The organism is Streptomyces sp. ME19-01-6 (genome assembly GCF_033793745.1).
In the GTDB taxonomy this organism is placed as follows: domain Bacteria; phylum Actinomycetota; class Actinomycetes; order Streptomycetales; family Streptomycetaceae; genus Streptomyces.
On sequence record NZ_JARAXF010000004.1, the window covers coordinates 64,808 to 89,279 of the forward strand.

Genomic DNA, 24,472 nt, shown 5'->3' on the forward strand with positions numbered 1-24,472 from the left:
CTTTGCCTTTCAGCCTTTTCCTTTACCTTCGCGTGGCTCCGTTCGTGCCGCGTTCTTTGCCGTCACGACGGCGTCGAACACCTCCCGTTTGGGCAGGCCCGCCTCCTGCGCGACCGCCGCGATGGCCTCCTTGCGGCGCTCCCCGGCCTCCTCGCGGACCGCGACCCGGCGGGCCAGCTCGGCCGGGTCGGCCTCGCCGGGCCCCGGTTCGGCGGCGCCTTCGACGACCACCGTGATCTCGCCCCGTACGCCCTCGGCCGCCCAGGCCGCCAGCTCCTTCAGCGGGCCGCGCCTGACCTCCTCGTACGTCTTGGTCAGCTCGCGGCACACGGCGGCCCGCCGGTCCGCGCCGAACACCTCGGCCATGGCCGCCAGCGTGTCATCCAGACGGTGCGGCGCCTCGAAGTACACCAGCGTGCGGCGCTCGGCCGCGACCTCGCGCAGCCGCCCCAGCCGCTCGCCCGCCTTGCGCGGCAGAAAGCCCTCGAAGCAGAAGCGGTCCACCGGCAGCCCGGAGAGCGCGAGCGCGGTCAGCACGGCGGAGGGCCCCGGCACCGCGGTGACCGTGATCCCGCGCTCGACGGCGGCGGCCACGAGGCGGAAGCCGGGGTCGGAGACGGACGGCATGCCCGCGTCGGTGACCAGCAGCACCCGCGCGCCGCCGGCCAGCGCCTCCACCAGCTCGGGCGTACGGGCCGCCTCGTTGCCCTCGAAGTAGGACACCACCCGGCCGCGTGGCTGCACGTCCAGCGCCTGGGCGAGGCGGCGCAGCCGCCGGGTGTCCTCGGCGGCCACCACATCCGCGGCCGCGAGCTCGGCGACCAGCCGCGGGGGCGCGTCCCGCGTATCGCCGATGGGGGTCCCTGCCAGTACCAGCGTTCCTGTCACGCGATCCATCCTCGCAGCCCGGCGAGTGGGCTTCGAAAACCCCGGCGGGCAGGCCCCGGATCCCCGGCTGGAGGACTTGGCTCGCCACTCGCACAGTCCGCTTCCCTACGATGGGCCGGGTGACGAGTGACACCGCGACCCACGCCCAGCCGGGCCGAGCCGCCGGCCAGCATCCGCCCGCCTGGCAGCGGCGGCTGCGCCGCTTCGGATACGCGGGCCGGCCGCGGTCCGACGTACGGGAGCGGCTGGTGCCCCCGTACCCACAGCCGGGGACCCGGCTGTGGGAGGCGCTGGGCGCGGCTCCGCCGGCGGCGTCGCGGATCGCCCGCTGGACCGGCTGGGGCGGGCCGCTGCTGGTCGCGCTGTTCGCCGGGCTGCTCCGCTTCTGGCGGCTCGACAGCCCCGGCAAGGTCATATTCGACGAGACGTACTACGCCAAGGACGCCTGGGCGCTGCTCCAGCTCGGCTACGAGGGCACCTGGCCGAAGAACGCCAACGCCAAGATCATCGGGGATCCCCAGCAGATCCCGCTGAGCGACGCCGCCGGGTATGTCGTCCACCCGCCGGTGGGCAAGTGGGTCATCGCGGTCGGCGAGCAGCTCTTCGGCCTGACCCCCTTCGGCTGGCGGTTCATGGTCGCCCTGCTCGGCACGGTGTCGGTGCTCATGCTGTGCCGGATCGGGCGGCGGCTGTTCCGGTCCACCTTCCTGGGGTGTCTGGCGGGCCTGCTGCTGGCCGTGGACGGCCTGCACTTCGTGATGAGCCGCACCGCGCTGCTCGACCTCGTCGTCATGTTCTTCGTCCTGGCCGCCTTCGGCTGTCTGCTGGTCGACCGGGACCAGGCGCGGGCGCGGCTCGCCGCCGCCCTGCCGGTCGGCCCGGACGGCACCGCCCGCCCCGACGCGGAGATCGCCGCGCGGCTGAAGCTCGGCGTACGGCCGTGGCGGATCGCGGCCGGGGTGTGTCTGGGCCTTGCGGCCGGCACCAAGTGGAACGGCCTGTACGTACTGGCGGCCTTCGGTGTGATGACGGTCCTGTGGGACATGGGCGCCCGCCGCACGGCCGGCGCGCGCCGCCCCTTCCGCGCGGTGCTGCGCCGCGACACCCTGTGGGCCTTCCTCGCGACCGTGCCTGTGGCGCTGGTCACCTACCTCGCCACCTGGTGGGGCTGGTTCACCACCAGCGGCCGCTACAGCGCCCGGACGGGCTGGACCAACAGCGGCTACTTCCGGCACTGGGCCGAGACCCCGAAGGCGCAGGGGGGCGGCGGCTACAGCGACCACGGGCTCTGGGCCTGGCTGAACCCGCTGCGCAGCCTGTGGCACTACGAGAGCGAGGTCTACAAGTTCCACGTCAAACTGGACGACCCGCACCCTTACCAGTCCAACCCGTGGAGCTGGCTGATCCAGGGCCGCCCGGTCTCCTACTTCTACGAGTCCCCGTCCGCCGGACAGTCCGGCTGCCCCAAGGACGCGACCGAGAAGTGCGCCCGCGAGGTGCTGGCGCTGGGCACCCCGCTGCTGTGGTGGGCGGCCTGCTTCGCGGTGGTGTACCTGCTGTTCCGGTGGGCGCTGCGGCGGGACTGGCGGGCGGGCGCGGTCCTGTGCGGCCTGGCGGCGGGCTATCTGCCGTGGTTCCTCTACCAGGAGCGGACGATCTTCTCCTTCTACGCCGTGGTCTTCGTGCCGTTCCTGTGTCTGGCGGTGGCGATGATGGCCGGCGCCATCGTGGGGCCGCCGGGGGCCTCGGAGAACCGGCGGGTGGTGGGCACGGTCGGCGCGGGGGTGCTCGTGCTGCTCATCATCTGGAATTTCATCTACTTCTTCCCCCTCTACACAGGTCAGACGCTGCCCATGGATCAATGGCGGTCCCGGATCTGGCTCGACACCTGGATCTAGCTGTGGCGACGGCTCGCGCGACGAGAGAGGGACCGCCCCGTTGTGGTCGTTGTTGGTCGTTGCCGGTCATCGTGGGCCGTCCCTGGACGGCCCACAGACGGCCCGGAGAGGGCCCGGAGAGGGCCCGGAGAGGGCCCGGAGAGGGCACGCCCATGAAGAGCGTCCGAGCGGCAGCGGCAACGGCTCCTGCCGCGTCCTACGAGCGTGGGAAGCTTGAGCGGACAGGACACCAACCACAAGGGGAGAGTGTGTCTGAGGCCAGTCCCCGAGGGACGTACCTGGTGATCGCGGAGAGACTGCGGGCAGAGATCGAGGGAGACAACCCTCCCGAGGCTCTTCCCTCGGAATCTGCGTTGATGGAAACGCACGGCGTCTCGCGAACGACCGTGCGTCGCGCGCTGAAGGTACTGGCGACTGACGGCCTGATCGAGTCGGCCCCTGGTGCGGGCTGGCGCCCGCTGAGAGGCGGCTCCAGCGACCGTAGGCCGCTCGTAGAGCGCATCACCGAGGTGATTGTGGAGGATGCGCTACCCGTGGGCGCTCCCTTCCCCTCTGAGGCTCGGCTGTGCGAACGCTTCAGCGCGTCTCGTGGGGCCGTACGCCGCGCGCTCGCCCTGATGGAGGGTCGCGGACTCCTCCACACCGTTCACGGCAAGGGGCGGACGGTTAGCGCCCTACCGAGCCCGTCCCCGAACCCATAGCCTGACCCGCGTCGGAACCGTCGAAAGGTGAACCCCAACGTGCCGGATGCGCTGGAACCGTGGCAGATCCACGGTGAGCGAACCATCTACGACAACCGATGGGTGAAACTCGAACTGGTCGACGTGGAGCCCCCGGGCGTCGAGCGCTTCGAGCATCACGTCGTTCGGCTCCAACACGTCTCGATCGCGGCCGTACTCGACGACCAGGACCGCGTTCTCATGCTCTGGCGGTACCGCTTCGTCCCGCAGACGTGGGGCTGGGAGCTCCCAGGCGGCATCGTGGACGAGGGAGAGGACGCCCACGCCACGGCGCTACGTGAAGTGGAGGAAGAGACCGGCTGGCGGCCGGACTCTCTTGAGCACGTGGTGACCTATCAGCCGATGGTGGGCATGGTCGATTCACCTCATGAAATCTTCGTCGGCCGGGGCGCAAAGCGGGTCGGCGATCCCACGGACGTGGAGGAAGCCGGCCGCGTGGAGTGGGTGCCGCTTGCCGACATCCCGGGGCTCATGGCTCGCGGCGAGCTGATGGGCTCTGGAACTTTGGTCGCCCTGCTGCACGTGCTTGCCTCGCGGGGGCAGGGAGCCCCTACAGCCGCGCCGTAAGTTGCTCGATCCGCCGGCGGCGCCGCACCGATCCGGTGCGGCTCGCCAGCATCTGAGCCTGCCGCAACTGGTCTCGGGCCTGGTCGAACTCCCCCCGCGCGAGATGCGCCTGTGCGAGATCGCAGCGCACCCCTGACTGAGCGCGGACGAATGTGGGGTCCATGAGGTCGAGCGCGCTGTAGAGACTGCTCACCGCCTCGTCGTCGCCAACCAGCGCAAGGGCGTTCCCGCGCCAGCGCGCCAGGTGGCCGCCGTTCAAGAAGATGCTCAACATGTCCGGGTCGCGGTCCGATTCACCCGACGGGATGCAAGCGTCTGCCTTGTCGAGCGCGCGGCGGCAATCGTCCGGCATGTCGGCATGGGCGCACAGCTCAGCCTCAGCGGCGTACAGCCATGCCTGAAGCCGCGGCGAGAGGCGCGTTCCGCCGTCTCGCCGCGCGTTCCGTACGAGTTCCACCGCGAGCTGGGGCCGCCCCGCATCGCAGAGCACGTAAGCCTGTTCGGCCATGGCGTGGGCCAGGTACATGGGCTCATCAGCCTCTTGCGCGGCACGTTTCCCAAGCTCGTAGTGACGCCATGCCCGCTCAACGGCCCCCACGTCCAGGGCCTGCCACGCAGCGAGCGTTGCCGCCCCCGCGAGAGCTCGCGCGACGGGGCGGCGTGCATCCGGGAGCACCGCGAAGGTCAACGCATCTTCCAGCCTGGTGAGATGCCCGGTCATTTGGTCAACGAGACCCGCGGCTCCCATTTGGCGATCCATGGTCCGCAGTAGCTCGGTCTGCTCCATGAACGACTGGACCATGTTGAGGCTGACGCTCCGCGCCGACTCGATGCGGTTCACCAAGTCGTCGTAGCCCCCCGCCACGGGTAGCGGCTCGGTTTGGCCGCGCCGACCGAACAGCTCATCGTCAGTGACGCCGAGCACCCCCCGCAGGATCGCGGCGTACCGCTCGGAGATCGAACGCTTGCCGTTCTCCCACTCAGAGACGTACACGCGGAGGCTCGCGGTCGACGGGACGTCAAGCAAGTGCTGACGAGCATGGCGCTCGATCTCGCGCACCAGCTTTTCCTGCGACCACCCCCGGGCCGCCCTCGCCCCTCGCAGTCCCTCGCTCACGTTCACCGTCCCAAGTGGATAGGTCTGTTGGCTCCAACAGCAGCATGCCGCACATTGCCGCAGCTCAACAGGGGTTAACGGTTGGGGTGTTAACCCCTGTTGGCTACCGGGGCGTTGTCGTACGCCGTTTCCTAGAGGTGTCGCGAACGGGTGAGTTCGAAGGCCCGACCGCGACGCTCCCCACATGCGGGACTTGACGGGGCAGATTCTGTCTGTCACGTTGAGATACATGTTCATCATGTATCGCTGATGCGGTGCGGATGACACGGAGGGCCTTCTTTGGGCTGCTCCGACAACTCATACGGTCACCCGGACCAGAAAACGGGAGGTCACGCGGGGACGCCTAGGCCCTGGACCTACGCAGATGGGGGTCACAGCCCGGACGCCGGAGAACCGCCCCAAAGGCGGAGCACGAGCGGTCACCGCTCTGAAGTTCTAGGAGATCACCACAAGAGAGGACTCAGTGATGAAACGACATCTGAGGGTGCCGCCGTGATGGACCGGCCGGCGGCGCCTGTGCAGCACGCCGGTTCGCGAGCGGGGCATCACGCGCTTGCGGCCAATCCGGTCCGCTTCTTCCTGGCATCGCAGCGGCTAGCGCTGCGGCCGGTTGCCTCCTCCGGCCGTCCGGCTCACGCATTGCGTGGGGCCGTACGGCCGGAGGCGCGGGGAGCCGGACTTGTCGACTCCAACGGCGGGCGGCGCCGGTGCTCGCAACACCGGCGCCGCTGTTTTGGGCCGTTCCCGTCTGAGAGGAGCACGTCCCATGAAGTGCATCGTTGCTGGTCATGAGGCCGTTACCGCGAAGGATTTCGCGGAATTGGCGTTCGGTATCGACTTGGAGCTGTTCACCGGTTCGGCCGCAGAGACTGACGACGACCGCAGGGCGCGTCTGGACGTGGCCCGCGCGGTGCTCGCGGAGCTTCGGCAGTCGGACGCGGAGGCCGCGGCGTACGCGGCATCGCTGCTGCGCACCAGCCCGCTCAAGGGCAGGCGGCCGGCCGGTCGCCGCGCCCGCCGGACGTCGGTTCGGCGCCCCGCGGTGCGGACGGCGGTGGCGGCATGAACGAGCGTCTGGCGTTTGACGACCTGGCTGTGCCGCTGCGCACGCTCCGTCTGCTGGCCGCAGACTTCGGGCACCTTCCGGCGCCGACCGTAAGCGTGTCCCCGATCTACCCGGACCGGTTGGAGTTGTCGCTCCACTCCGGTCTCCCCGGCTTCGAGGCGTGGCGCGAGGCGCTGGGCGTCGCCCCCGAAGACGTGAACTACCACGTACAGGGCGACGGTCGTACGCGGGTCCTGCGCACGATCACCACCTACGAGGGCGCCGAGCTGGAGCTGGTCGGCTATGGCGACGTTCCCGCTCCGGTGCTGGTTGAGGCGACGGTCTGATGTCGCCGGCGTTCGGCAAGTGCTTCGACCCGACCGGCGCCGTGCACGGGGTGCCCACCTACCCCTGGCGCTGCGCGCCGGACGGGTTGGCCACCAGGCGGCAGTTACGGGCCCGTGGCCTGCGGCCGGGCGGTCAGCCGGTCGTGGCCCAGCTGATGTGTGCCAACCGGCGGGCGGGGGGCGAGCGGGTTGCCTACCTCTACCGCGTCGATCGGGCCCTACCGGTTCGGCGGATGACTTCCCGCAAGTGGGGCGCGCTGGCGCTGGCGATGCTCGCCCGCCGCACGTGCCCCCGCTGTCGGCTCGATGTCGGCTACTGCATCCCGCGCTCCCGCGGCATCTGCGGCCTGTGCATCGCTACTGAGGAACAGAGCGCTGCCTGACCCCCTTCGAGAACCCGGAGATCTGATGAACGACACCCCGGAAAGGTCCCTGTCCAGGGGCCAGAGGATCGTTTTGGTCGCCGCTGCGGTGCCCATGGTCGCCTTCGGCGGTCTGGGCGCGGTCGGCACCTACAGCAACATCACATCCGTCTTCCATCGGTCGGCCACCGCGCTGGGTGTGGTCGCGGCCGGTGAGGGCGCGACGCTGGTCCTGGCGCTGACCCTGGTCGGTCTGACCATGCTGGGCCAGTCCTCCCCGGCCGCTGTCCGTATCGGCCTATGGACGCTGCCAGCGGTGGCCTCCCTGGTCGGCGCCGCGGTCGCGAAGACCGTGACGGAGGCGGTGGTGTTCGCCGTCACCCCGATGGCGATGTGCGTGTCCGCGGAGGGCATGGGTCTGCTGGCCCGCCGCATCGTGGTCTACCTCACAGGCGTGGACACCGAGGCGCAGCGCCGGAATGCGGCCGTGGTGCAGCGGCTCGCCTACCACCGCGCCCGCGCCGCCAACCACCCCGACGAGAAGGCCCGCAAAGGCTCCGAGCTGGAGTCGTGGAAGCTCGCGAAGAAGGTCGGCGCGGGTGATGCCCTGCTCGGGGCCAACCTGGTCGACGTCCAGCGCCAGCGGATGACGACCGGCGCGGACGCGGCTCTTGCGGGCATGTTCGCCCTGCCCGTCACGCCCCCCGCCCACGGCGTCACGGCCGACCCGGCGCCGCTCGCTGTCGAGGGCGGGGACGGGGAGGGCGTCACGCCTCCCGTGACGGAGGAAGACACGCAGGTCACACCCGAATTGGAGACCGTGCCGCGGGAACCCGTCACGCCCGTGACGCCCCCGCCGGAGGCGCCCGTGACGCTGGAGGAGATCGCGGCCGTGGCAGGCGTGCCCACGCCGGTCGTGGGGGAGCCGCTGAGCGATGTACAGCTCGTGGTCGTGCTGCGGCACCTGCGCTACTTGGACGACCCGCCGCTGTCCTACCGACAGGCTGTGGCCGCCTTCCGCGAAGCCGGTTTCGTCGGCGGGGAACAGCGGATCCGCCGCGCGTGGGGCTCGCTGATGTCCCACGAGGAATCCGACGCCTGAGAGGCGTCCGGCACCACCAATGAGGGCCAGCCCACGGGAATTGGGCTGGCCCTCGTTGCGACTGCCGGAAGCAGTCGAGCACCAGTGAAGCAGACCCGGTGAGCCCCGGCGAGCGGCACCCGCGCAGACCCGGCGCGCAGACCCGGCGAGCTGATCTCAACATCCCACATGGGCCGCAGCCAACCCAGAGGCCGCGCGCCACCTGATCAACCCGATTCAACAGGGAGACACCCCAATGACCAGCCAGACCCAGCAGAGCCCCGCGCCGATCCGACAGGGGCGGGAAACCCATCACTTCATCCTCACGCTCCAGATGCCGCTGCCTGGCGGGCAGGGTTTCGCCACGAGCACGTTCGAGGGCGCCTGCACGCCCCGCCCCGGCATGACCCGGGCCGAGGTCTACAGGTGGCTGCGCGCTGATGTAGCCAAGAGCCACCCGCAGTTGGAGCAGGCCAACGTCATCTTCTTCTCCCTGGAATCCAACCAGCTCTGACAGCGGAAGGGACCCGTCATGATTGCTCGGCTTCTGTCCGGCCGTACCTCCGTGCGCGAGTTGAAGCGGCTGCGGCCGGATGAGCTGGCTGCGGAGGCGTACGACCACATCCAGCGGGCGCAGATCGCCCACCAGTCCCACGACCCGGCCACGTTGGCCGCGGAGACGCAGCTGGCAACCGCCCTGCTCGGACTGGCTACGTATCTGCACCACTCGAAGTGACGCGCGGCAGGACAACTCGCACTGCCGCTCAGTACCGGTGTGCACGGCGCCCCCGGCCCGCTTTCTCAGGGCCCGGCCGGGGGCGCCTCTCCTTGAAAGGAGTGCCTTCAGCATGACCGAACTCAGCACTGAACCGGTAGTCGCTCCGCCGGCTGCCGCTGTACCTCCACCCGAGCCGTCCCCGCCACGCGAGCAGACTCCCGCGCCTACGGAGGTGCGGGGGCTCCCGCACACATCGGGCGGCATTCCGGTGCTGCCGCTGGCCCTGTCCGGCACCAACAGCACAGTCGGCGCGGTGAGCACCGCCGCCCTGGTGGGCGGCGGTCCCATCGCGCTGGCCGTGGCCGCCGGCGGCGCCGCCGTGCTCGGCGCTTCCGCGGTCATCCGCGCCCGCCGCCGCACCGAGCGAGAACGCCGCAGGACACCCGCCGGCGCATCCACGCGGCGCGGAGGCTCGCGCCGCACACCGCGCCGCATCTCCGCTGGACTGCGCGGCACCGGCGGCGCGTCCGCGGGCGGCCGGGGCCGCGCCGCGGGCGGCATGTCCCGCACGGGCGCGGGCACCTCGGGTCGGCGTCACGGTGTGACGCCGTCTGGCCGTCACGCTGGTCGCACCGCGTCACGCGACACCACGCCGCGGACATCAGGCGGCGGGCGTTCGGCCGGGGCGCGGGGCGGTACGGGGCGGATCGGGCAGGTGCGGGCGCTGCGCCAGGCCCGTAGGGAGCAGGCGCCGACTCGTTCCGCCGCCCGGCAGCAGACCACCGCCGCGCGGCGTGCGGTCGCGGACGCCCGCCGTGACGCCCGTGCCGCCGCCCGCGCCGACAGGACGCCCGGTCGGGGGCGTGCCCGGCGGGCGCTGGGCCGGACGGCCGGCCAGACCGCCTCGGGTGTCCGGGCCCTGGTCAACAGGGCCCGCGCCGCGCGCGACCGGAGCAGCCAGGACCAGGTTGCCGCGAGGCGGGCGCAGGTGCGCAGGGCGCCCGCCCGCCGCAGGGCGCGCTGGGGCCTGTTGAGGTCCGCAGCCCGCTTCCAGGGCCGCCGCCTGCTCGCCGCTCTACTCGCCCTGCCCGTGGGCGTACTGGGCTGCCTGACCACGCCGCTGGGCCGCAGGCTCGGCTGGCGGTGGCTGATGCACCCCGGGCGGCGCCTGTACCGGCGGTTGATGCGCTCGGCCTGGGAAGCCAGGGGCGAGCGTGACGAACAGATCCGACTGCGGCTGGCTGCCGAAGAAGCCGAAGCCGACGCGGCGGCAGAGCAGAACCTGAACGAGATCGGGGACCGCGTCGAGCGCCCCACCCACCTCATCCCCACCACCGACGTTGTTCCTGGTCAGGAGGCCATTCACGTGTCTGGATTCAACTTCGAAGAGGCCGCAGCGGAGATGGAGAACGCCGCCCGCTCCTACGAGCCCGACGGGAACATGGAAGTCCTGGCGATGATCGAGGGACTTCCCCAGGCCATGCAGTCGATCGCCAACACCTTCCGCATCCTGGCCGAACGCTCGGATGAGGAATTCGCCTTCGAGAAGGACGTCGCGGCCGGCTTCGACGACATCCACCGCACACTCCTGCACGCGGTCGATGCGACCGAAACCCTCGTGCCCCTGTTCCGCAGCGTGCACGCGCAGGACATCGCCCGCCACGAGGACCCCCGCAACGGCACCGAGGCCGAGAAGGGCTGGAACGTCTGACATGGCGAACACCGAGGCCACCACAACCAGCAACAGCAGCAAGACCAAGCAGTCGGCCGGCCAGGGTGGTCCGGTGTGGGACTGGGCGGCCGGTCACGGACCCGTGACCGGCGCCCTGTCCGCCACCACCGGCGCCTTCGCCGTGGCCACCACCGGCGCCGCCACCGGCATGCCCCCCGCGTGGGCACTGGCCGTCGGCGCCGCCGGCGCGATCGGCCACACCGCGGCCGGGATCCGGCTCAAGAACGCCGGACGCACCATCGCCACCCGCGCCTCCTCCTGGCTCATCACCGCGGGCTGGACCACATGGGCCACCGCACACGGGCCGCTCACCTGGCGGGCGCTGGGCTCCCTCGCCGTCATCGGCGTCGGGATGGCCACCGCCACCCGGTCCACGAACCTCTACGAGGAAGCCCGCGAGGAGGAGACCGCTGCCGCCGAACAGCGGGCTGTGGCGCTGGAGCTCTCAGCCGAACGGCGCGCGATCGCGCAGGAGTGGGTGGAGCGCATCCAGCGGGTGTGCGGCATCAGCGTGCGCGTGCTGGCCGTCGAGCACTGGGCCACCGGCACCGGCTTCACCCTCGACGCCGAACTTCCCGGCGGCACCACCTACGACCAGATCTCTGCGCGGGCGGCGGCGCTGTCGGCGGACGCGCATCTGCCGCACGGCTGCACCGCCACCGCCAGCCCCGGTATCCACCAGGGCCGCACCCTGATCGACGTCGCCACCGTCAACGTGCTGGAGACCCAGATCCCCTACCCGTCCGACTACGCGCCGCTGTCGCTGCACACCGGTATCCCGTGGGGCTACCGCTCGAACGCCGAGCAGATCCAGACCTACCTGCGCGAGCAGTGCGCCCTGGTCGTCGGCCCCACCGGCTCCGGCAAGACCAACATGGTCCACGTCATCCTCGCCGGGTTCGCCCGCGCCACCGACGTGCTCACCTTCGTCATCGACCTCAACGCCGGATCCGCCGGCCTGTCATGGGTCCTGCCCGCCCTCAACCACCAGCCCGCCAAGGGCGAACGCCCCATGCGCCCCGGCATCGACTGGCTGGCGGGCACGGTCAAGGAAGCCCACGTCATGCTGGACGCGGTGCTGCGGATCGGGAAGCAGCGCAAGATCGCCTACCAGGGGCTGATGGCCAGGGAAGACACCGACCTGTTGCCGATCGGCCCGTCCATCCCGCAGATCATGCTGGTCATCGACGAGGGCGCCGAGATCCTGACCAGCACCGACAAGGTACTCAAGGAACTCGCCAAGAAGATCCTGGAAGTAATCCGGATGCTGCGCGCCATGGGCATCCGCACCGTGCTCACCGCGCTCGGCTCGACCGGCTCCGTCCTCGGCAACCTCATGATCCGCCGCGAGGCCAAGGTACGGGTGGCGCTCACGGGCGGGGAGAAGGAGGGCATGGACCTGGGCAAGCTGTTCCCCGGCACCCGCGGCCTGAAAGTCGACCAAGCCCCCTACAAGGGGTCCGGGTTCATGGGAACGCCCGAATCCCCAGCAGCGCTGTTCAAGTGCTGGCGGATCCTGCCCAGCCAGATCCGCGAAATCGTCGCCGCCACCAGCGAACGCCACCCGACCCTCGACGCCGTATCCGCCAAGGCAGCCGGGGACGCATACGCGCGCCGCTGGGACGCCGATCGCATCGCATGGATGGGCAACCCCCAACCCACGCCCACCTCGGGCGAGAGTGAAGGGGAGCAGCGGCGTGGGCTGAACCTGTCCGCACTGCGCGAGGACCGGCCCGCCGCACAGCAGGAGCAGGGGACAGAGGTTGACCGGCTCGCGGACGCGTTCATGCGCGAGATCGACGAACAGTTCGGCACCACCCCCGAGCCCGCCCCCGAGCGGGAACGGCCGCAGCGCCCGGGGCTGAACCTGTCCGCGCTGCGCAACGAGCGGCACGCCGAGCAGGAGAGCGGCGAACCCTCCACCGGCGGCACCGATGCGGTGCCGCCACTGCTTCAGCAGGCGCACGACGCGGTCATGGCGGCCGGCGGGCGCATGCACACCGCCGACCTGGCCACCCAACTCGGCGTCGACACCACCGAGCTGGGCACCGAGCTGGGCCGGATCCTGCGGGCCGTCGGCGTCGAGCGCCCCGGCAAAGGCACCGTCCGCGCGGGCAACGGCGAATCCCGTACCGGCTATCTCGCCGAAACCCTCAGCGAGGCAATCCGCCGCTACTGCAACCCGCTGTAACCGACACCCCTCCCACACGCAGACCCCCACACCCCTCCCACAGACCCCCACACCCGCTGTGGGGGTCCCACACGCTGTGGGGGGCTGTGACCTGCGTGTGGGAGCCGTGGGGGTCCCACACACCGGACACAAAAACCCGCCCCGGAAACCCGCCCGGGGCGGGTTCCGGCATGCCTTCCCAGATCCGTGGGGCTCCCACGCCCGCGCCTCCCCACCATCACAGACAGTAAGGAACTCTTTGTGATCGTCTCACTGTCCACCGTGGTCCTTCTCGGGGCCGTTGTGGTCCTCATGGTCCACCACCGCGCGCTGCGGCCCGGCGGCGCAACCGTCGCAGCGCTCTTCGGTTTCTGCCTCGCTTCCACCGGCGCGGCCCCCGTGATCAACGGCGCCATCCAGTCCCTCGCGGACGAACTCAGCCGCATCGGCTGACCCGCCCGACCCTCGATCACTCGAACCGGAGGCACACCATGCACCGCCCCGACTCCTTCACCACCACCCCAGGCACGATCGCCCCGCACATACCCGCCGACGTCTACCAGCGCGCACAGGCCACCGGGCAACCGGTCTTCATCGTCGTCAACAACAGCCCGACCGGCTTCCCGTGGCAGCGCGTCCTGATCCCGTTCGCCATCGCCGGCGCCGTCGTCGCCGGGGGCTGGGGACTGGTCGCCGCCCTGTGCTGGCTGATGGACGTCACCGCCCACACCGCCACCGTCGTCGCCGGCGCCGCCGGTGGGCCCCTAGGGATCGGCGGCATGGCTCTGAAGCTCTTCCAGTCCAAGAACAAGTAGGGAGTACCCGCGTGGACATCGACCCCGACGAGATCGTGACCGTCGAGCTGGACTGCGACGGCTGGCCCTCGCCCTACGCCCGCGACATCACCCGCCGCCAGCTCGGAGAACTTCTCCTGCTGCTCGACGACATGGCGGCCGAAACCGAGACCGCACAGGAGGACGCCGCATGATCCGCCGCATCCTGGCTCGCCGACGACTGGAGATCCGCTACCACGCAGCGTGGTGCTCCCACCCGATCGGCAAACGCCCCATCGGCCCCCGGCCCATGGTCGGCCTTCACCGGCTGCCGGACCCCGACTGCTCCACCTGCGAGGGTGACGGCTACGTGATGACCGGCAGCGCCTACGACCCCGAAGAGCCGGACTTCGAGGGCTGCGACTGCGCGCCGTTCCTGCCGCTGGTGACGCTGTGGCTGCCGAAGTGGTCCGACACTACCCGCGTCCGCCGCCGCAACCGGCCCGGGTACAGCGACGAACCGCCCTTCTGACCACACCCAGGGCGGCCCCCTCACGCCAATGAATCGGGGCCGCCCTGGTCTCCCAGCACTCACAACAGAACTGGAGACAACCAGCATGACCCATGAAACCCTTCCCCCGCTGCTGGGCGTAGCACTGGACGCCGCTGCCCGCAGTTGGCACGTCTTCCCGCTCCGCCGCTTCAGCAAGCGCCCCGCCCTCCACCGCGAGGACCGCTGCCCCCGCACCGGGGTCTGCGCGGGCGGTCACCGAAAGTGGGAGCAGCGCGCCACCACCGACCCCGACCGCATCCGCCGCGCGTGGGCCGACGTGCCGTTCAACGTTGGTATCGCTACGGGCCCCAGTGGGCTGGTCGTGGTGGATCTGGACGTGCCCAAGACCAAGAGCAGTGCGGACACGCCTTCCGGCGTGACGAACTTCCGTGCGCTCTGCGAGCGCGCCGGCCAGCCCTTCCCCACCACCTACGAGACCCGGACCGCGGGCGGCGGGATCCACCTGTACTTCACCGCCCCGCCCGGCATCCGGCTGGGCAACACCGCGGGCAAGCTCGGCCAGTACATCGACACCCGCGCCTGGGGCGGATACGTCGTGGCCGCCGGAAGCATCACCGCGACCTGCAGCTACACCATCGCGGACTCCACCCCGCCCGTGCCGCTCCCGGTGTGGCTGCTGGGGCTGCTCCAACCGGCTCCCCCGCGGCCTGTCGGGCCGCTCAGGCTCCCGGCGGTCAGCGGGAGCCGTGCGGCGCGGGCCGCGCTGGAGCAGGAGTGCGCCGAAGTCTCCGCAGCACCGGACAAGCAGCGCAACATCACCCTCAACCGGTGCGCCTTCAAGGTGGGGCGGTTCGTCGCGTGGGGCGACCTCCCCCGCGGGGAGGTAGAGGATGCCTTCCAAGCGGTGGGGGAGGCGCGGGGACTCACCGCTGCCGAGTGCCGCTCCACGATCCGCAGCGCCCTGGACAGCTCCATCCGCAAAGCCCGGCCCCGGGATGCGGCATGAGCGCCCGCCCCCACCCCCCGCTTGGAAGGCCAACCAGCGCCGCAACGGGCCCGCGCACCGCCGAACCGGCCCCGGCCCCATCCAGCCGTAGCGCGCCGAGGGCCGTCGGCCGTAAGGCCGTCCCTTCTGCTCTTCGCTCTGACCCGCAGACCGGCGACGGCCGGTACCCCATCGCTTGGCTCCACATCACCGCGCCCGGCCGCGGCACCATCCCCACCGCCACCTCGAAATGCGCGTGCGGACGCGACCGCAGCGCGGTCGGCCACCGCCGCGTACCCGCCCTCATCGCCGACCACGAAACCCACAAAGACCTCTGCCCACTCCGCGCCCCTGAGGCAGGGAGGAACGCCGTATGACCAGCCCCGAGACCGACAGCAAGCCCACCATTGACGGAGCCGCGCTGCTCGACCAGGTCGAGCGCTTCCACCGCCGATTCAACGTCTTCCCGCGCGAAGCCGCGTACGTGGCCGTCACGTTGTGGGACGCGCACGCTCACCTGATCGGCGCGTTCGACTCCACCCCCCGAATCGCCTTCCTCTCCCCGGAGCCCGGATCCGGGAAGTCACGGGCGCTGGAAATCGTCGAAACGCTCGTGCCCAACCGGCTCGTGGCCGCTCACGCCTCGGCGAACGCGATGTACCGCGCGGTGGGGGACACGGACAAGCTGCCGACGGTCCTCTTCGACGAGGTGGACACCATCTTCGGCCCCAAGGCCGGCGACAACGAGCCTCTACGGGGCTTCCTCAACGCCGGGCACCGCCGCGGCGTTGGCGTGCTGCGCTGCGTCGGGGACGGCTCCAACCAGGAAGCGCACGAGTTCCAGACCTTCTGCGCCGTGGCCCTGGCCGGACTCGGCTCCCTGCCCGACACGATCCTGACCCGCTCCATCATCATCCGCATGCGCAAGCGCGCCCCCAACGAGAAGGTGGAGCCCTACCGGCAGCGCATCCACGAGAAGCAGGGCAACGCCCTACGTGACCAGCTCGCACGCTGGGCCCACCAGGTCCGCGAGCAGGTAGAAGGCGCCTGGCCAACGCTGCCCGACGGCATCAGCGACCGGCCCGCAGACGTCTGGGAACCCCTGCTCGCCGTCGCCGACGCAGCCGGCGGGCACTGGCCCGATCGAGCCCGCGCCGCGTGCATCGAGCTGGTCACCGCCGCCAAGGAGGACGACAAGGCATCCATCGGAGTCCAGCTCCTGACCGACCTGCGCGACAAGGCGTTCTGCGGCGCCGACCGCATGCCCACCGCCGCCATCCTCGAATGCCTCACGGCCATCGACGAGGCCCCCTGGGGCGACATGGACGGCAACGGCAAAGCGCTCACTTCCCGGGTGCTGTCCAAGATGCTCGGCGAGTACGTCACCTGGGAGAACAAGCCCATCAGGCCCCGCAGCATCCGCACGGCCGGCGGCGTCCCCAAGGGCTACTACGCCGAAGACCTCGCCGACGCCTGGACCCGGTACTGCCCCCCACCCCCGCAGAAGTCCGCTACATCCGCTACACCCGCTACACAGCAGGTCAGCACGGGTGCAGATGTAGCGGAAGAGCTTCCCGGCATCCGCTACATCACCGACCGAACCGCTACACCGGCCCGCACTGCGTAGCGGCACCTATCCGCTACATCCCGCGCATCCGCTACACGAAACAGGCCCCTGACCTGCTGTGTAGCGGATGTAGCGGATGTAGCGGATTGCGGAGAAGGGGGCCGACGCCCCGCCCATCACGCTGCCGAGGAGAAACCGCCAGATGGCAGAGACATCCGCCATAACCACGCTGCGGGCCGAGCTCCCAGACTGCTACCTCACCCCCGAAGACGTAGCCGAGATCTTCAAGGTGCCGCTGGAGACCGTCCGACAGTGGCGCAAGAAGCGGGTCGGCCCGCCCGGCTTCCGCGTGGGCAAATACCTGCGCTACGACCCCGCCGACGTGCACCGCTACATCGGGGAGCGCAAGGCCGCAGATAAGGCCGCCTGACAGCAACAACCAAACCCAGCACGACACCCGCGGGGCGGGGCCACAAGGCCCCGCCCCGCTCTGATCTGCCCGAGAAGGGACCACAGCCTCAATGGCAGGCCACATTCAAGACCGCTGGTACAAGACCGAACCCGGTCCGGACGGCAAACCCCGCCGCGTCAAGACCGACCGCCACGGCACCGGCATGCGCTACCGCGCCCGCTACATCGGTCCCGACGGCGCCGAGAAGAGCAAGTCATTCCCGGACAAGCAAAAGCGTCTCGCGGAAGACTGGCTCATCAAGACGGCCGCCGACATGTCCCGTGGGCAGTACATCGACCCCCGCGCCGCGCGCATCACCTTGCAGCAGTACGGGGAACGATGGCTCTCCACCCACACAACAGAGATCAACAGCCAGGACGCTGCGGAGCGCCGTCTACGCCTGCACGTCTTCCCCTACCTCGGGACGCGCCCGTTGGCGTCGTTCCAGCCGGGCCACATCCGGACGTGGCTGAGCGAGCTGGAGAGCGCCGTACCGTCGGCTTCACACCGTCGCATCGTCTTCGGCAGCGTCTCGGCACTCCTCAGTGCAGCAGTCGACGACGGCCTGATGCCGAAGAATCCATGCCTTGCCAGGTCGGTCAAGGGCCCCCAGTCACCCCCGTCGAAGGTGATCCCCTGGACTGCCGAGCAGGTCTTTGCCGTCAAGGCTGCTCTGCCCGAGCGGTACCGCGCGATGGTGGATCTCGGTGCAGGCTGCGGACTGCGGCAGGGCGAGATATTCGGCCTGCCGCTCGATGAGGTGCAGTTCGACAGCGGGTGGCTTGCCGTCCGGCAACAGCTGAAGCGGATCCGGGGCAAGTTCGTGTTCGCTCCACCGAAGCGCGGAAAGATCCGTGACGTGCCGCTACCGGCCGCCGTGGCTGACGCGCTGCGCGACCACATGGAGCACTTCGCCCCGGTCAAGGTGACGCTCCCCTGGCTCAAGCCGGATGGGCCGTTGGTCACCAAGACGTTGATCTTTTCGGGCCAGGCTGGTCGGGCCGTTCGGTCGAGCCACTTCGATGACTTCCTGTGGAAACCGGCTCTGGCCGCCGCTGGCTTCATTCCACAGGCCGAGAAGGGTGAGCGCTACCAGTCCGCGCGGGAGCACGGCATGCACGCGCTCAGGCACTTCTACGCCTCGGTGCTGCTGGACGCTGGAGAGAACATCCGGGCGCTGAGTACGTACCTCGGACACAGCGATCCCGGGTTCACTCTCCGCGTCTACACGCACCTGATGCCGAGCAGTGAGGGGCGAACCCGAAGGGCGGTCGACAAGCTCTATCGGGCCTCGAGTAAGCCGCTGGACGGCCCAGAGACGGCCCAGGAAGGGTAAGAAGGGCCTGGCCAGAGGTAAAAGCCCTGGCCAGGCCCCATAAACGTTAGCCAATCGGAACTTCATCTACTTCTTCCCCCTCTACACAGGTCAGACGCTGCCGATGGATCAATGGCGGTCCCGGATCTGGCTCGACACCTGGATCTGAGGGCCCCGGCGCGCCCCTCGCCGGGGCCGGGCGCCGCGCGGGATGCCGGTAGAGTGCCCGGACCACGACCTCCATCGAACGGTGGAGGGCTTCGAGGGACTGTGGGGGTTCTGCAATGCGGAGTGGCGCGAGAGCCGCGGTCATCGGTGCGGTGTTCGCCGCCATGGTCGGGGTCGCCGGTTGTGGTGGCAGTGGCGGTCAGGATGCCTCGACCGGCTCGAAGGACGGCGCGGACACCGGGGCGAGCGACGACAAGCCCGTGGTCAAGAAGGTGAAGACCGGCCCGCCCAGCGCGGCCGAGGTCAAGGCCACGGCGCGGGACTTCCTGGCCGCCTGGTCCGCGGGGCAGACCGCGAAGGCCGCCGGCCTGACGGACGACGACAAGGCCGCCACCACCGCGCTCACCGCCTACCGTGAGAAGGCCCACATCGGCAAGGTGACGCTGGCGGCGGGGCAGCGGACCGGCCGGACGGTGCCGTTCACGGTCAACGCGCAGATCTCCTACGGCGGGCGGCAGGTCCCCTGGACGTATGAATCCTCGCTGACCGTCACCCGCGACAAGACCAGCGGAGCCGCGGTCGTCGACTGGAAGCCGTCGGTCGTGCACCCGAAGCTCCAGGCCGGGGACGCCCTCAAGACGGGCCCGGCCGGCACGCCCCCGATCAAGGCCGTCGACCGCGACGGCGCGGAGCTGCGCGCCGCCGACCACCCGACGCTCAAGGCGATTCTGGACGGCCTGCGGGAGCGGTACGGCAAGAAGGCGGGCGGCTCACCGGGCGTGGAGACGTGGATCTCCCGCGCCAAGGGCTCCAAGTCCCCCGACGAGACGCTGAAGGTGCTCGCCAAGGGCAAGGCCGGCACGCTCCACACGACGATCGACGCCACGCTGCAGGCGACGGCCGAGAAGGCGGTCAGCAAGCGGTCCAAGGCGGCGGTGGTGGCGGTCAAGCCCAGCACCGGCGAGGTCCTCGCGGTCGCCAACTCCCCGGCCCAGGGGTTCAACACCGCCTTCCAGGGGTCGTACGCGCCCGGCTCGACCATGAAGGTCATCACCTCGGCGCTGCTCATCGACAAGGGCCTGGCGGGCTACGGCAAGCCGCACCCGTGCCCGAAGTACTTCTCGTACGGCGGCTGGAAGTTCCAGAACGACGACAAGTTCGAGATCAAGGGCGGCACCTTCGAGCAGAGCTTCGCCCGCTCCTGCAACACGGCCTTCATCAGCCAGGCACCCAAGCTGGCCGATGACGACCTCACCAAGGAGGCCCGGGACGTCTTCGGCATCGGCCTGAACTGGCGGACCGGCATCGCCTCCTTCGACGGCGCGGTGCCGGTGCAGACCGCCGCCTCCAAGGGCGCGTCGCTGATCGGGCAGGGCGGGGTGCGGATGAACCCGCTCAACATGGCGTCGGTCTCGGCGACCGTCGCCAGCGGCGTCTTCCGCCAGCCCTACCTGGTCTCCCCCTCCCTGGACGGCCGGACCCTGGCCAAGGCCCCCCGCGCCATGAAGTCGGCCACCCGGCAGCAGCTGAAGAGCCTGATGCGGCTGACCGCCACCTCGGGGACCGCCGCCCAGGCGATGTCCGGGATGAGCGGTGACTTCGGCGCGAAGACGGGCTCGGCGGAGGTCGACGGGCAGAAGGAGCCCAACGGCTGGTTCACCGCCTACCGCGGCGACCTCGCGGCGGCGGCCGTGGTCCCGCAGGGCGGCCACGGCGGTGACTCGGCGGGGCCGATCGTGGCCTCGGTGCTGCGCGCGGGCTGAGCTGAGCGGCACCGCCTGACGAAGACTGACGAACGACCGACGCGGCGTCGGCGCGGCCTCACAAGCCGTGTCGGCGCCGCGTCGGCGTTGGCGCGCGTGTGTCGGCTCGGTGTCGGTGGCGCGTCGGCGGCCCGGACCAGCATCGGGTTGTCCGACCAACCACTCGATGCACCGATGGGGAGTCACCATGCGAGACACGAAGCGTCGGCAGAGCGTTCTGATATCGGGGGCCGGCATCGGCGGGCCCGCGCTCGCCTACTGGCTGGACCGGTACGGATACGACGTCACGGTCGTCGAGCAGGCCACCGGACCGCGCCCCGGGGGACAGGCGGTCGACGTCCGCGGCCCCGCGCTGGAGGTGGCCGAGCGCATGGGCGTACTCGACCGGATCCGCGGCCTGAGCACCGACCTGCGGGGGATGTCGGTGGTCGACGACGAGGGCCGGGAGCTGTTCCGCACCACCGAGCGCACCGTCAGCGGCGGCGACCTCGACAGCCCTGACGTGGAGATCCTTCGCGACGACCTCGCCGCGATCGTCGCCGACGCGGGCGGAACCGGGATCGAGTACGTCTTCGGCGACTCCATCGACCGGCTGGAACAGGACGCGGACGAGGTGCGGGTGGTCTTCCGCGGCGGTACGAAGCGCCGCTTCGACCTGGTCGTCGGCGCCGACGGGCTGCACTCCCGCACCCGGCGGCTGGCCTTCGGGCCCGAGGAGGACCATCTGCACCACCTCGGCACCTCGCTGGCCGTGTGGACGGCGCCCAACTACCTCGGCCTCGACCGCTGGCAGGTCGTCTACCGGATGGGCGGCACGCTGTGGGGCGGGATGGTGATGAGCGTCCGCGACAACCAGGAGGTCCGCGTCTACGCCGGCTTCGACTGGGACGAGCCGCCGGCCGAGACCCACGCCGACGACCCGCGCGAGCAAAAGCGCCTGGTCGCCCGGGAGTTCGCCAAGGCCCGCTGGGAGATGCCCCGGCTGCTGGAGCACATGTGGGACGCCCCGGACTTCCTCTTCGACTCCATGGCCCAGATCCGCATGGACTCCTGGTCCCGCGGCCGGGTGACGCTGCTCGGCGACGCGGGCTACTGCGGCTCGCCCATGTCCGGCCAGGGCACCAGCATGGCCCTGGTCGGCGCGTACGTCCTGGCGGGCGAGCTCAAGGCCGCGGACGGCGACCACGAGGCCGCCTTCGCGGCGTACGAGCGGGAGCTGCGCGGGTATGTGACCGCCAACCAGGAGCTCGCGCTGATCAACAAGGCCGCGATGGAGGCCCGGGACGCGATGGACCTCGGCGAGGTGGAGGGAGAGGAGTTCGCCGCCGATCTCCGGGCGGACCTGGACGTCACCAACTCCTACGCCCTCAAGGACTACTGACGGGCAGCTCGATGGAGCCGTCCCGGCCGTCCTTGAGTAGTGCAGAATATGAGGCCGTCGTCACTCAAAGGGGGCCCGTTGCGGATAGGCGTCGAGGCGAGCGGTGCTGGGCGAGGGCAGCGGCGGCTCGTCGCCGCGCCAGCCGGTGCGGATGAGGGGCGGCAGCGGTGACCGTCCTGCCCGCCGCGGCCGCCTCACGGGCGGTACTCATCGGCACCAGCCGCTACGACCACCTGGAGCAGCTTCCGCAGGTGCAGCGCAACCTCCGCGCGCTGGCCGCCGCCCTGTGCGCCCCGCACTCCTGGGGGCTCGCCCCGGAACACTGCACGGTGATCGAGGACCCCGAGGCCGCGGTCGAGGTCCTGGACGCCGTCCGGGCCGCGGCCGAGGAGGCCACCGACACCCTGCTGGTCTACTTCGCCGGCCACGGCCTGGTCGAGCCGCGCCGCGGAGAGCTGGTGCTCAGCCTCGCCGGGTCGCTGCGGCAGCGGTCCTATACGGGGCTGCCGTACGGCACCCTGCGCGATGTCATGTCCGACGGGCGGGCGAACCGGCGGGTGGTGCTGCTCGACTGCTGCCTCAGCGGTGAGACGCCCGGCTTCGTGGACGGGATCGAGGCGGTGGTCGACCGCGCGGCGGTCGACGACGCCTGTCTGCTGGCCGCCGTCCCCGACAGCAGCTTCGCGCTCGCCCCGCCCGGCGGACCCCACACCGCCTTCACCGGCGAACTGCTCAGACTGCTGAACGAAGGGGTCCCGGGTGGGCCGCGGTTGCTCGACCTGGACACCGTCTACGGGCAGGTGTACGCGGCGATGGGCGCCCAGGGACGGCCGCTGCCGCACAAGCGCGACCGCGGCGGCATCGCGGGCGGCATAGCCCTGGGGCGCAACACGGCCCCCGTCATGCCCGTCTTCGGCCCGACGCCCCCGGCGTACGCGCCGCCCGGTGCCACCGCTCCCCTGCCGCACCCGCCGTACGCCCCCGGGCAGGCTCCCCCGCCGCCGCCCGCCCCGCCCGCCTGGCCCCCGGCCTTCGCCCCGGCCCAGGCTCCCGGCAGCGGCTCGCCGGGCAACCGCCGGCTCCTCATCCGCTCCGCGATCGCGGCGGCGGTCGTCGCCGGTCTGCTGGCCGCCGGCATCCCTCTGGTGAACAACTGGATGGACGACGACTCCTCCCAGAAGCCCGCCGCGAAGCCGTCGCCGACGAGCACCCCCACGAAGAAGGCTTCCGCCCCTGCGTACAACGACGCGACCAAGGGCGTCGTCAATCCGTCGAAGGCCAGGGGCGGCACGCTGAAGTTCGTCGGCAGGAGCGACGCCGACTCCTGGGATCCGCAGCGCAGCTATTACGGCTTCGCGTGGAACTTCTCCCGCTACTTCACCCGCACGCTGGTCACCTACGCCCCCAAGCCCGACAAGGGCGGCTCCGAGCTGGTCCCGGACCTCGCGACGAGCAAGGGCAAGGTGAGCGAGGACGGCACGACGTACACCTACACCCTGCGCGAAGGGCTCACCTGGGAGGACGGCTCGTCCATCACCTCCCAGGACGTCAAATACGGCATCGAGCGGGCCTGGGCCACCGATGTACTCCCCGGTGGCCCGACCTACCTCAAGCAGGTCCTCGACCCCGACGGAAAGTACAAGGGCCCCTACAAGGACGACAAACTGGGCCTCACATCCATCGACACTCCCACGTCGAAGACCATCGTCTTCCATCTGGCCGAGCCGAACAGCGACTTCGAGCAGATGCTGGCGATGCCGGCCGGTTCGCCCGTGCCGAGCGCGAAGGACACCAAGGCCAAATACCAACAGCGTCCGTTCTCCTCCGGGCCGTACAAATTCAGCTCGTATGCGCCGGGCAAGTCGCTGGAGCTGATCCGCAACGCGGAATGGAACCAGAGTTCCGACCCGGTCCGCGCCGCCCTGCCCGACCGGATCACGGTCGACTTCGTCCAGGACGACAACGCCAGGAGCCAGCGGCTTTTCGCGGGCTCCTACGACATGGATCTCCAACCCACACTTTCCAAGGCGGCCATCGCCAGGGCTGTGCACGACACCGCGTCCAAGGCCCGTCTGGACGACCCGTACACCATGGGCATCCGCTATCTGGGCCTGCCGCGGACCGTCAAACCGCTGAACAACATCCACTGCCGCAAGGCGATCATCTACGGGACGGACCGGCGGTCCGTGCAGACGGCCCTCGGCGGCCCCGGCGCCGGTGAGATCGCCACCAACATGCTCCCGCCGGGCATCGAGGGGGCGAACCCCACCGACGATCCGTACGACGTCCTGGAGAACGGCGGAAAGGCCAATGGCTCCGAGGCGAAAAAGGAACTGGCGGCCTGCGGCAAGCCGAACGGTTTCCAAACCAACGTCGCGGTGCGCGCCGGAAACCCCGACGACCTCTCCGCCGCTGAGGCGCTGAAGTCATCGCTGTCGTCCGTCGGGATCAGCATCACCATCGAGCAGATCGAACTCAGCAACTACTACACGGCCGTGGGCTCGCCCTCGACCGTCAAGAAGAAGGGCTACGGCATCATCCTCGGACGGTGGCTCCCCGACTTCCCGACCGCCCAGGGTTTTCTCCAGCCTCTGGTCGACGGCCGCTTCATCCTGCCCGCCGGCAATGTCAACTTCGCCCAGCTGGATGACAAATCCATCAACGGCCTCTTCGACAAGGCGCTCGCCGGGCAGGACCGCAGGAAAATCAGGGAGATGTACCGACAGATCAACCGGAAGGTCTCCGACTCCGCCGGCTACGTCCCCCTGATCTTCCAGAAGAACTACACCTGGCGCAGCCCCCGGCTGACCAACGTCTATACCAGCCATATCTATGGCGGCAGTTACGACTTCGCGTCACTGGGTGTCTCCCCGTAGCCGGGGAGGGGCCC

General features: G+C 70.4%; 23 protein-coding genes and 1 pseudogene. 22 read left to right on the plus strand and 2 right to left on the minus strand.

Annotated features, from left to right (window positions below; genetic code table 11):
• Positions 1-9: 9 nt before the first annotated feature.
• Positions 10-888: a 16S rRNA (cytidine(1402)-2'-O)-methyltransferase gene (rsmI, locus tag PV419_RS10250; RefSeq protein ID WP_319687646.1), complete on the minus strand. Its 879-nt coding sequence runs from the start codon at positions 886-888 to the stop codon at positions 10-12.
• A 119-nt stretch (positions 889-1,007) separates the two neighbouring features.
• On the opposite strand from rsmI, the gene PV419_RS10255 reads away from it, so the two are divergent.
• From PV419_RS10255 to PV419_RS10265, 3 genes and pseudogenes are all read left to right on the plus strand, one after another.
• Complete coding sequence (locus PV419_RS10255) at positions 1,008-2,786, plus strand: dolichyl-phosphate-mannose--protein mannosyltransferase (RefSeq protein WP_415925281.1); 1,779 nt, start codon at positions 1,008-1,010, stop codon at positions 2,784-2,786.
• 248 nt (positions 2,787-3,034) lie between these two features.
• A complete protein-coding gene (locus PV419_RS10260; RefSeq protein ID WP_319687648.1) occupies positions 3,035-3,487 on the plus strand; it encodes a GntR family transcriptional regulator in 453 nt (150 codons plus the stop codon).
• Between the two features lie 42 nt (positions 3,488-3,529).
• Positions 3,530-4,093 (plus strand): annotated as a pseudogene (locus PV419_RS10265) (NUDIX hydrolase); the annotation flags it as partial.
• On the opposite strand, the gene PV419_RS10270 reads toward PV419_RS10265, so the two are convergent.
• A complete protein-coding gene (locus PV419_RS10270) occupies positions 4,077-5,087 on the minus strand; it encodes an XRE family transcriptional regulator (RefSeq protein WP_319688161.1) in 1,011 nt (336 codons plus the stop codon). The pseudogene PV419_RS10265 and the gene PV419_RS10270 sit on opposite strands and share 17 nt — an antisense overlap.
• A gap of 889 nt (positions 5,088-5,976) precedes the next feature.
• Between PV419_RS10270 and PV419_RS10275 the strand changes: the two genes are divergently transcribed.
• The 19 genes from PV419_RS10275 (at position 5,977) to PV419_RS10365 (ending at position 24,458) form a co-directional block, all read left to right on the plus strand.
• Positions 5,977-6,276, plus strand: a complete 300-nt coding sequence (locus PV419_RS10275) for a hypothetical protein (RefSeq protein WP_319687649.1) — start codon at positions 5,977-5,979, stop codon at positions 6,274-6,276.
• Positions 6,273-6,602: a hypothetical protein gene (locus PV419_RS10280; protein ID WP_319687650.1), complete on the plus strand. Its 330-nt coding sequence runs from the start codon at positions 6,273-6,275 to the stop codon at positions 6,600-6,602. The genes PV419_RS10275 and PV419_RS10280 overlap by 4 nt, the downstream gene beginning before the upstream one ends.
• A complete protein-coding gene (locus tag PV419_RS10285) occupies positions 6,602-6,985 on the plus strand; it encodes an RRQRL motif-containing zinc-binding protein (protein ID WP_319687651.1) in 384 nt (127 codons plus the stop codon). Before PV419_RS10280 ends, PV419_RS10285 begins: the two co-directional genes overlap by 1 nt.
• Positions 6,986-7,010: 25 nt before the next feature.
• On the plus strand, positions 7,011-8,066 hold the full coding sequence (locus PV419_RS10290; RefSeq protein WP_319687652.1) for a hypothetical protein: 1,056 nt from the start codon (positions 7,011-7,013) through the stop codon (positions 8,064-8,066).
• Between the two features lie 235 nt (positions 8,067-8,301).
• Entirely contained in the window at positions 8,302-8,559 is a 258-nt protein-coding gene (locus PV419_RS10295; protein ID WP_319687653.1) for a hypothetical protein, read from the plus strand.
• Between the two features lie 18 nt (positions 8,560-8,577).
• Positions 8,578-8,781 (plus strand): hypothetical protein, encoded by a 204-nt coding sequence (locus tag PV419_RS10300; RefSeq protein WP_319687654.1) that lies wholly within the window; start codon positions 8,578-8,580, stop codon positions 8,779-8,781.
• 214 nt (positions 8,782-8,995) lie between these two features.
• Complete coding sequence (locus PV419_RS10305) at positions 8,996-10,474, plus strand: hypothetical protein (protein ID WP_319687655.1); 1,479 nt, start codon at positions 8,996-8,998, stop codon at positions 10,472-10,474.
• A gap of 1 nt (position 10,475) precedes the next feature.
• Entirely contained in the window at positions 10,476-12,686 is a 2,211-nt protein-coding gene (locus PV419_RS10310) for a hypothetical protein (RefSeq protein ID WP_319687656.1), read from the plus strand.
• 240 nt (positions 12,687-12,926) lie between these two features.
• On the plus strand, positions 12,927-13,118 hold the full coding sequence (locus PV419_RS10315; protein ID WP_319687657.1) for a hypothetical protein: 192 nt from the start codon (positions 12,927-12,929) through the stop codon (positions 13,116-13,118).
• A gap of 38 nt (positions 13,119-13,156) precedes the next feature.
• Entirely contained in the window at positions 13,157-13,480 is a 324-nt protein-coding gene (locus tag PV419_RS10320) for a hypothetical protein (RefSeq protein ID WP_319687658.1), read from the plus strand.
• Positions 13,481-13,491: 11 nt separating this feature from the next.
• Positions 13,492-13,653 (plus strand): hypothetical protein, encoded by a 162-nt coding sequence (locus PV419_RS10325; RefSeq protein WP_319687659.1) that lies wholly within the window; start codon positions 13,492-13,494, stop codon positions 13,651-13,653.
• Complete coding sequence (locus tag PV419_RS10330; protein ID WP_319687660.1) at positions 13,650-13,970, plus strand: hypothetical protein; 321 nt, start codon at positions 13,650-13,652, stop codon at positions 13,968-13,970. Before PV419_RS10325 ends, PV419_RS10330 begins: the two co-directional genes overlap by 4 nt.
• Positions 13,971-14,055: 85 nt before the next feature.
• A complete protein-coding gene (locus PV419_RS10335) occupies positions 14,056-14,958 on the plus strand; it encodes a bifunctional DNA primase/polymerase (protein WP_319687661.1) in 903 nt (300 codons plus the stop codon).
• A 352-nt stretch (positions 14,959-15,310) separates the two neighbouring features.
• On the plus strand, positions 15,311-16,564 hold the full coding sequence (locus PV419_RS10340; protein WP_319687662.1) for a DUF3631 domain-containing protein: 1,254 nt from the start codon (positions 15,311-15,313) through the stop codon (positions 16,562-16,564).
• 142 nt (positions 16,565-16,706) lie between these two features.
• Positions 16,707-16,934, plus strand: a complete 228-nt coding sequence (locus tag PV419_RS10345) for a helix-turn-helix domain-containing protein (protein WP_319687663.1) — start codon at positions 16,707-16,709, stop codon at positions 16,932-16,934.
• A gap of 91 nt (positions 16,935-17,025) precedes the next feature.
• Positions 17,026-18,291, plus strand: a complete 1,266-nt coding sequence (locus tag PV419_RS10350) for a tyrosine-type recombinase/integrase (RefSeq protein WP_319687664.1) — start codon at positions 17,026-17,028, stop codon at positions 18,289-18,291.
• A 263-nt stretch (positions 18,292-18,554) separates the two neighbouring features.
• Entirely contained in the window at positions 18,555-20,201 is a 1,647-nt protein-coding gene (locus PV419_RS10355; RefSeq protein ID WP_319687665.1) for a penicillin-binding transpeptidase domain-containing protein, read from the plus strand.
• A 187-nt stretch (positions 20,202-20,388) separates the two neighbouring features.
• Entirely contained in the window at positions 20,389-21,582 is a 1,194-nt protein-coding gene (locus PV419_RS10360; RefSeq protein WP_319687666.1) for an FAD-dependent monooxygenase, read from the plus strand.
• Between the two features lie 167 nt (positions 21,583-21,749).
• Complete coding sequence (locus PV419_RS10365; protein ID WP_319687667.1) at positions 21,750-24,458, plus strand: caspase, EACC1-associated type; 2,709 nt, start codon at positions 21,750-21,752, stop codon at positions 24,456-24,458.
• Positions 24,459-24,472 lie beyond the last annotated feature (14 nt).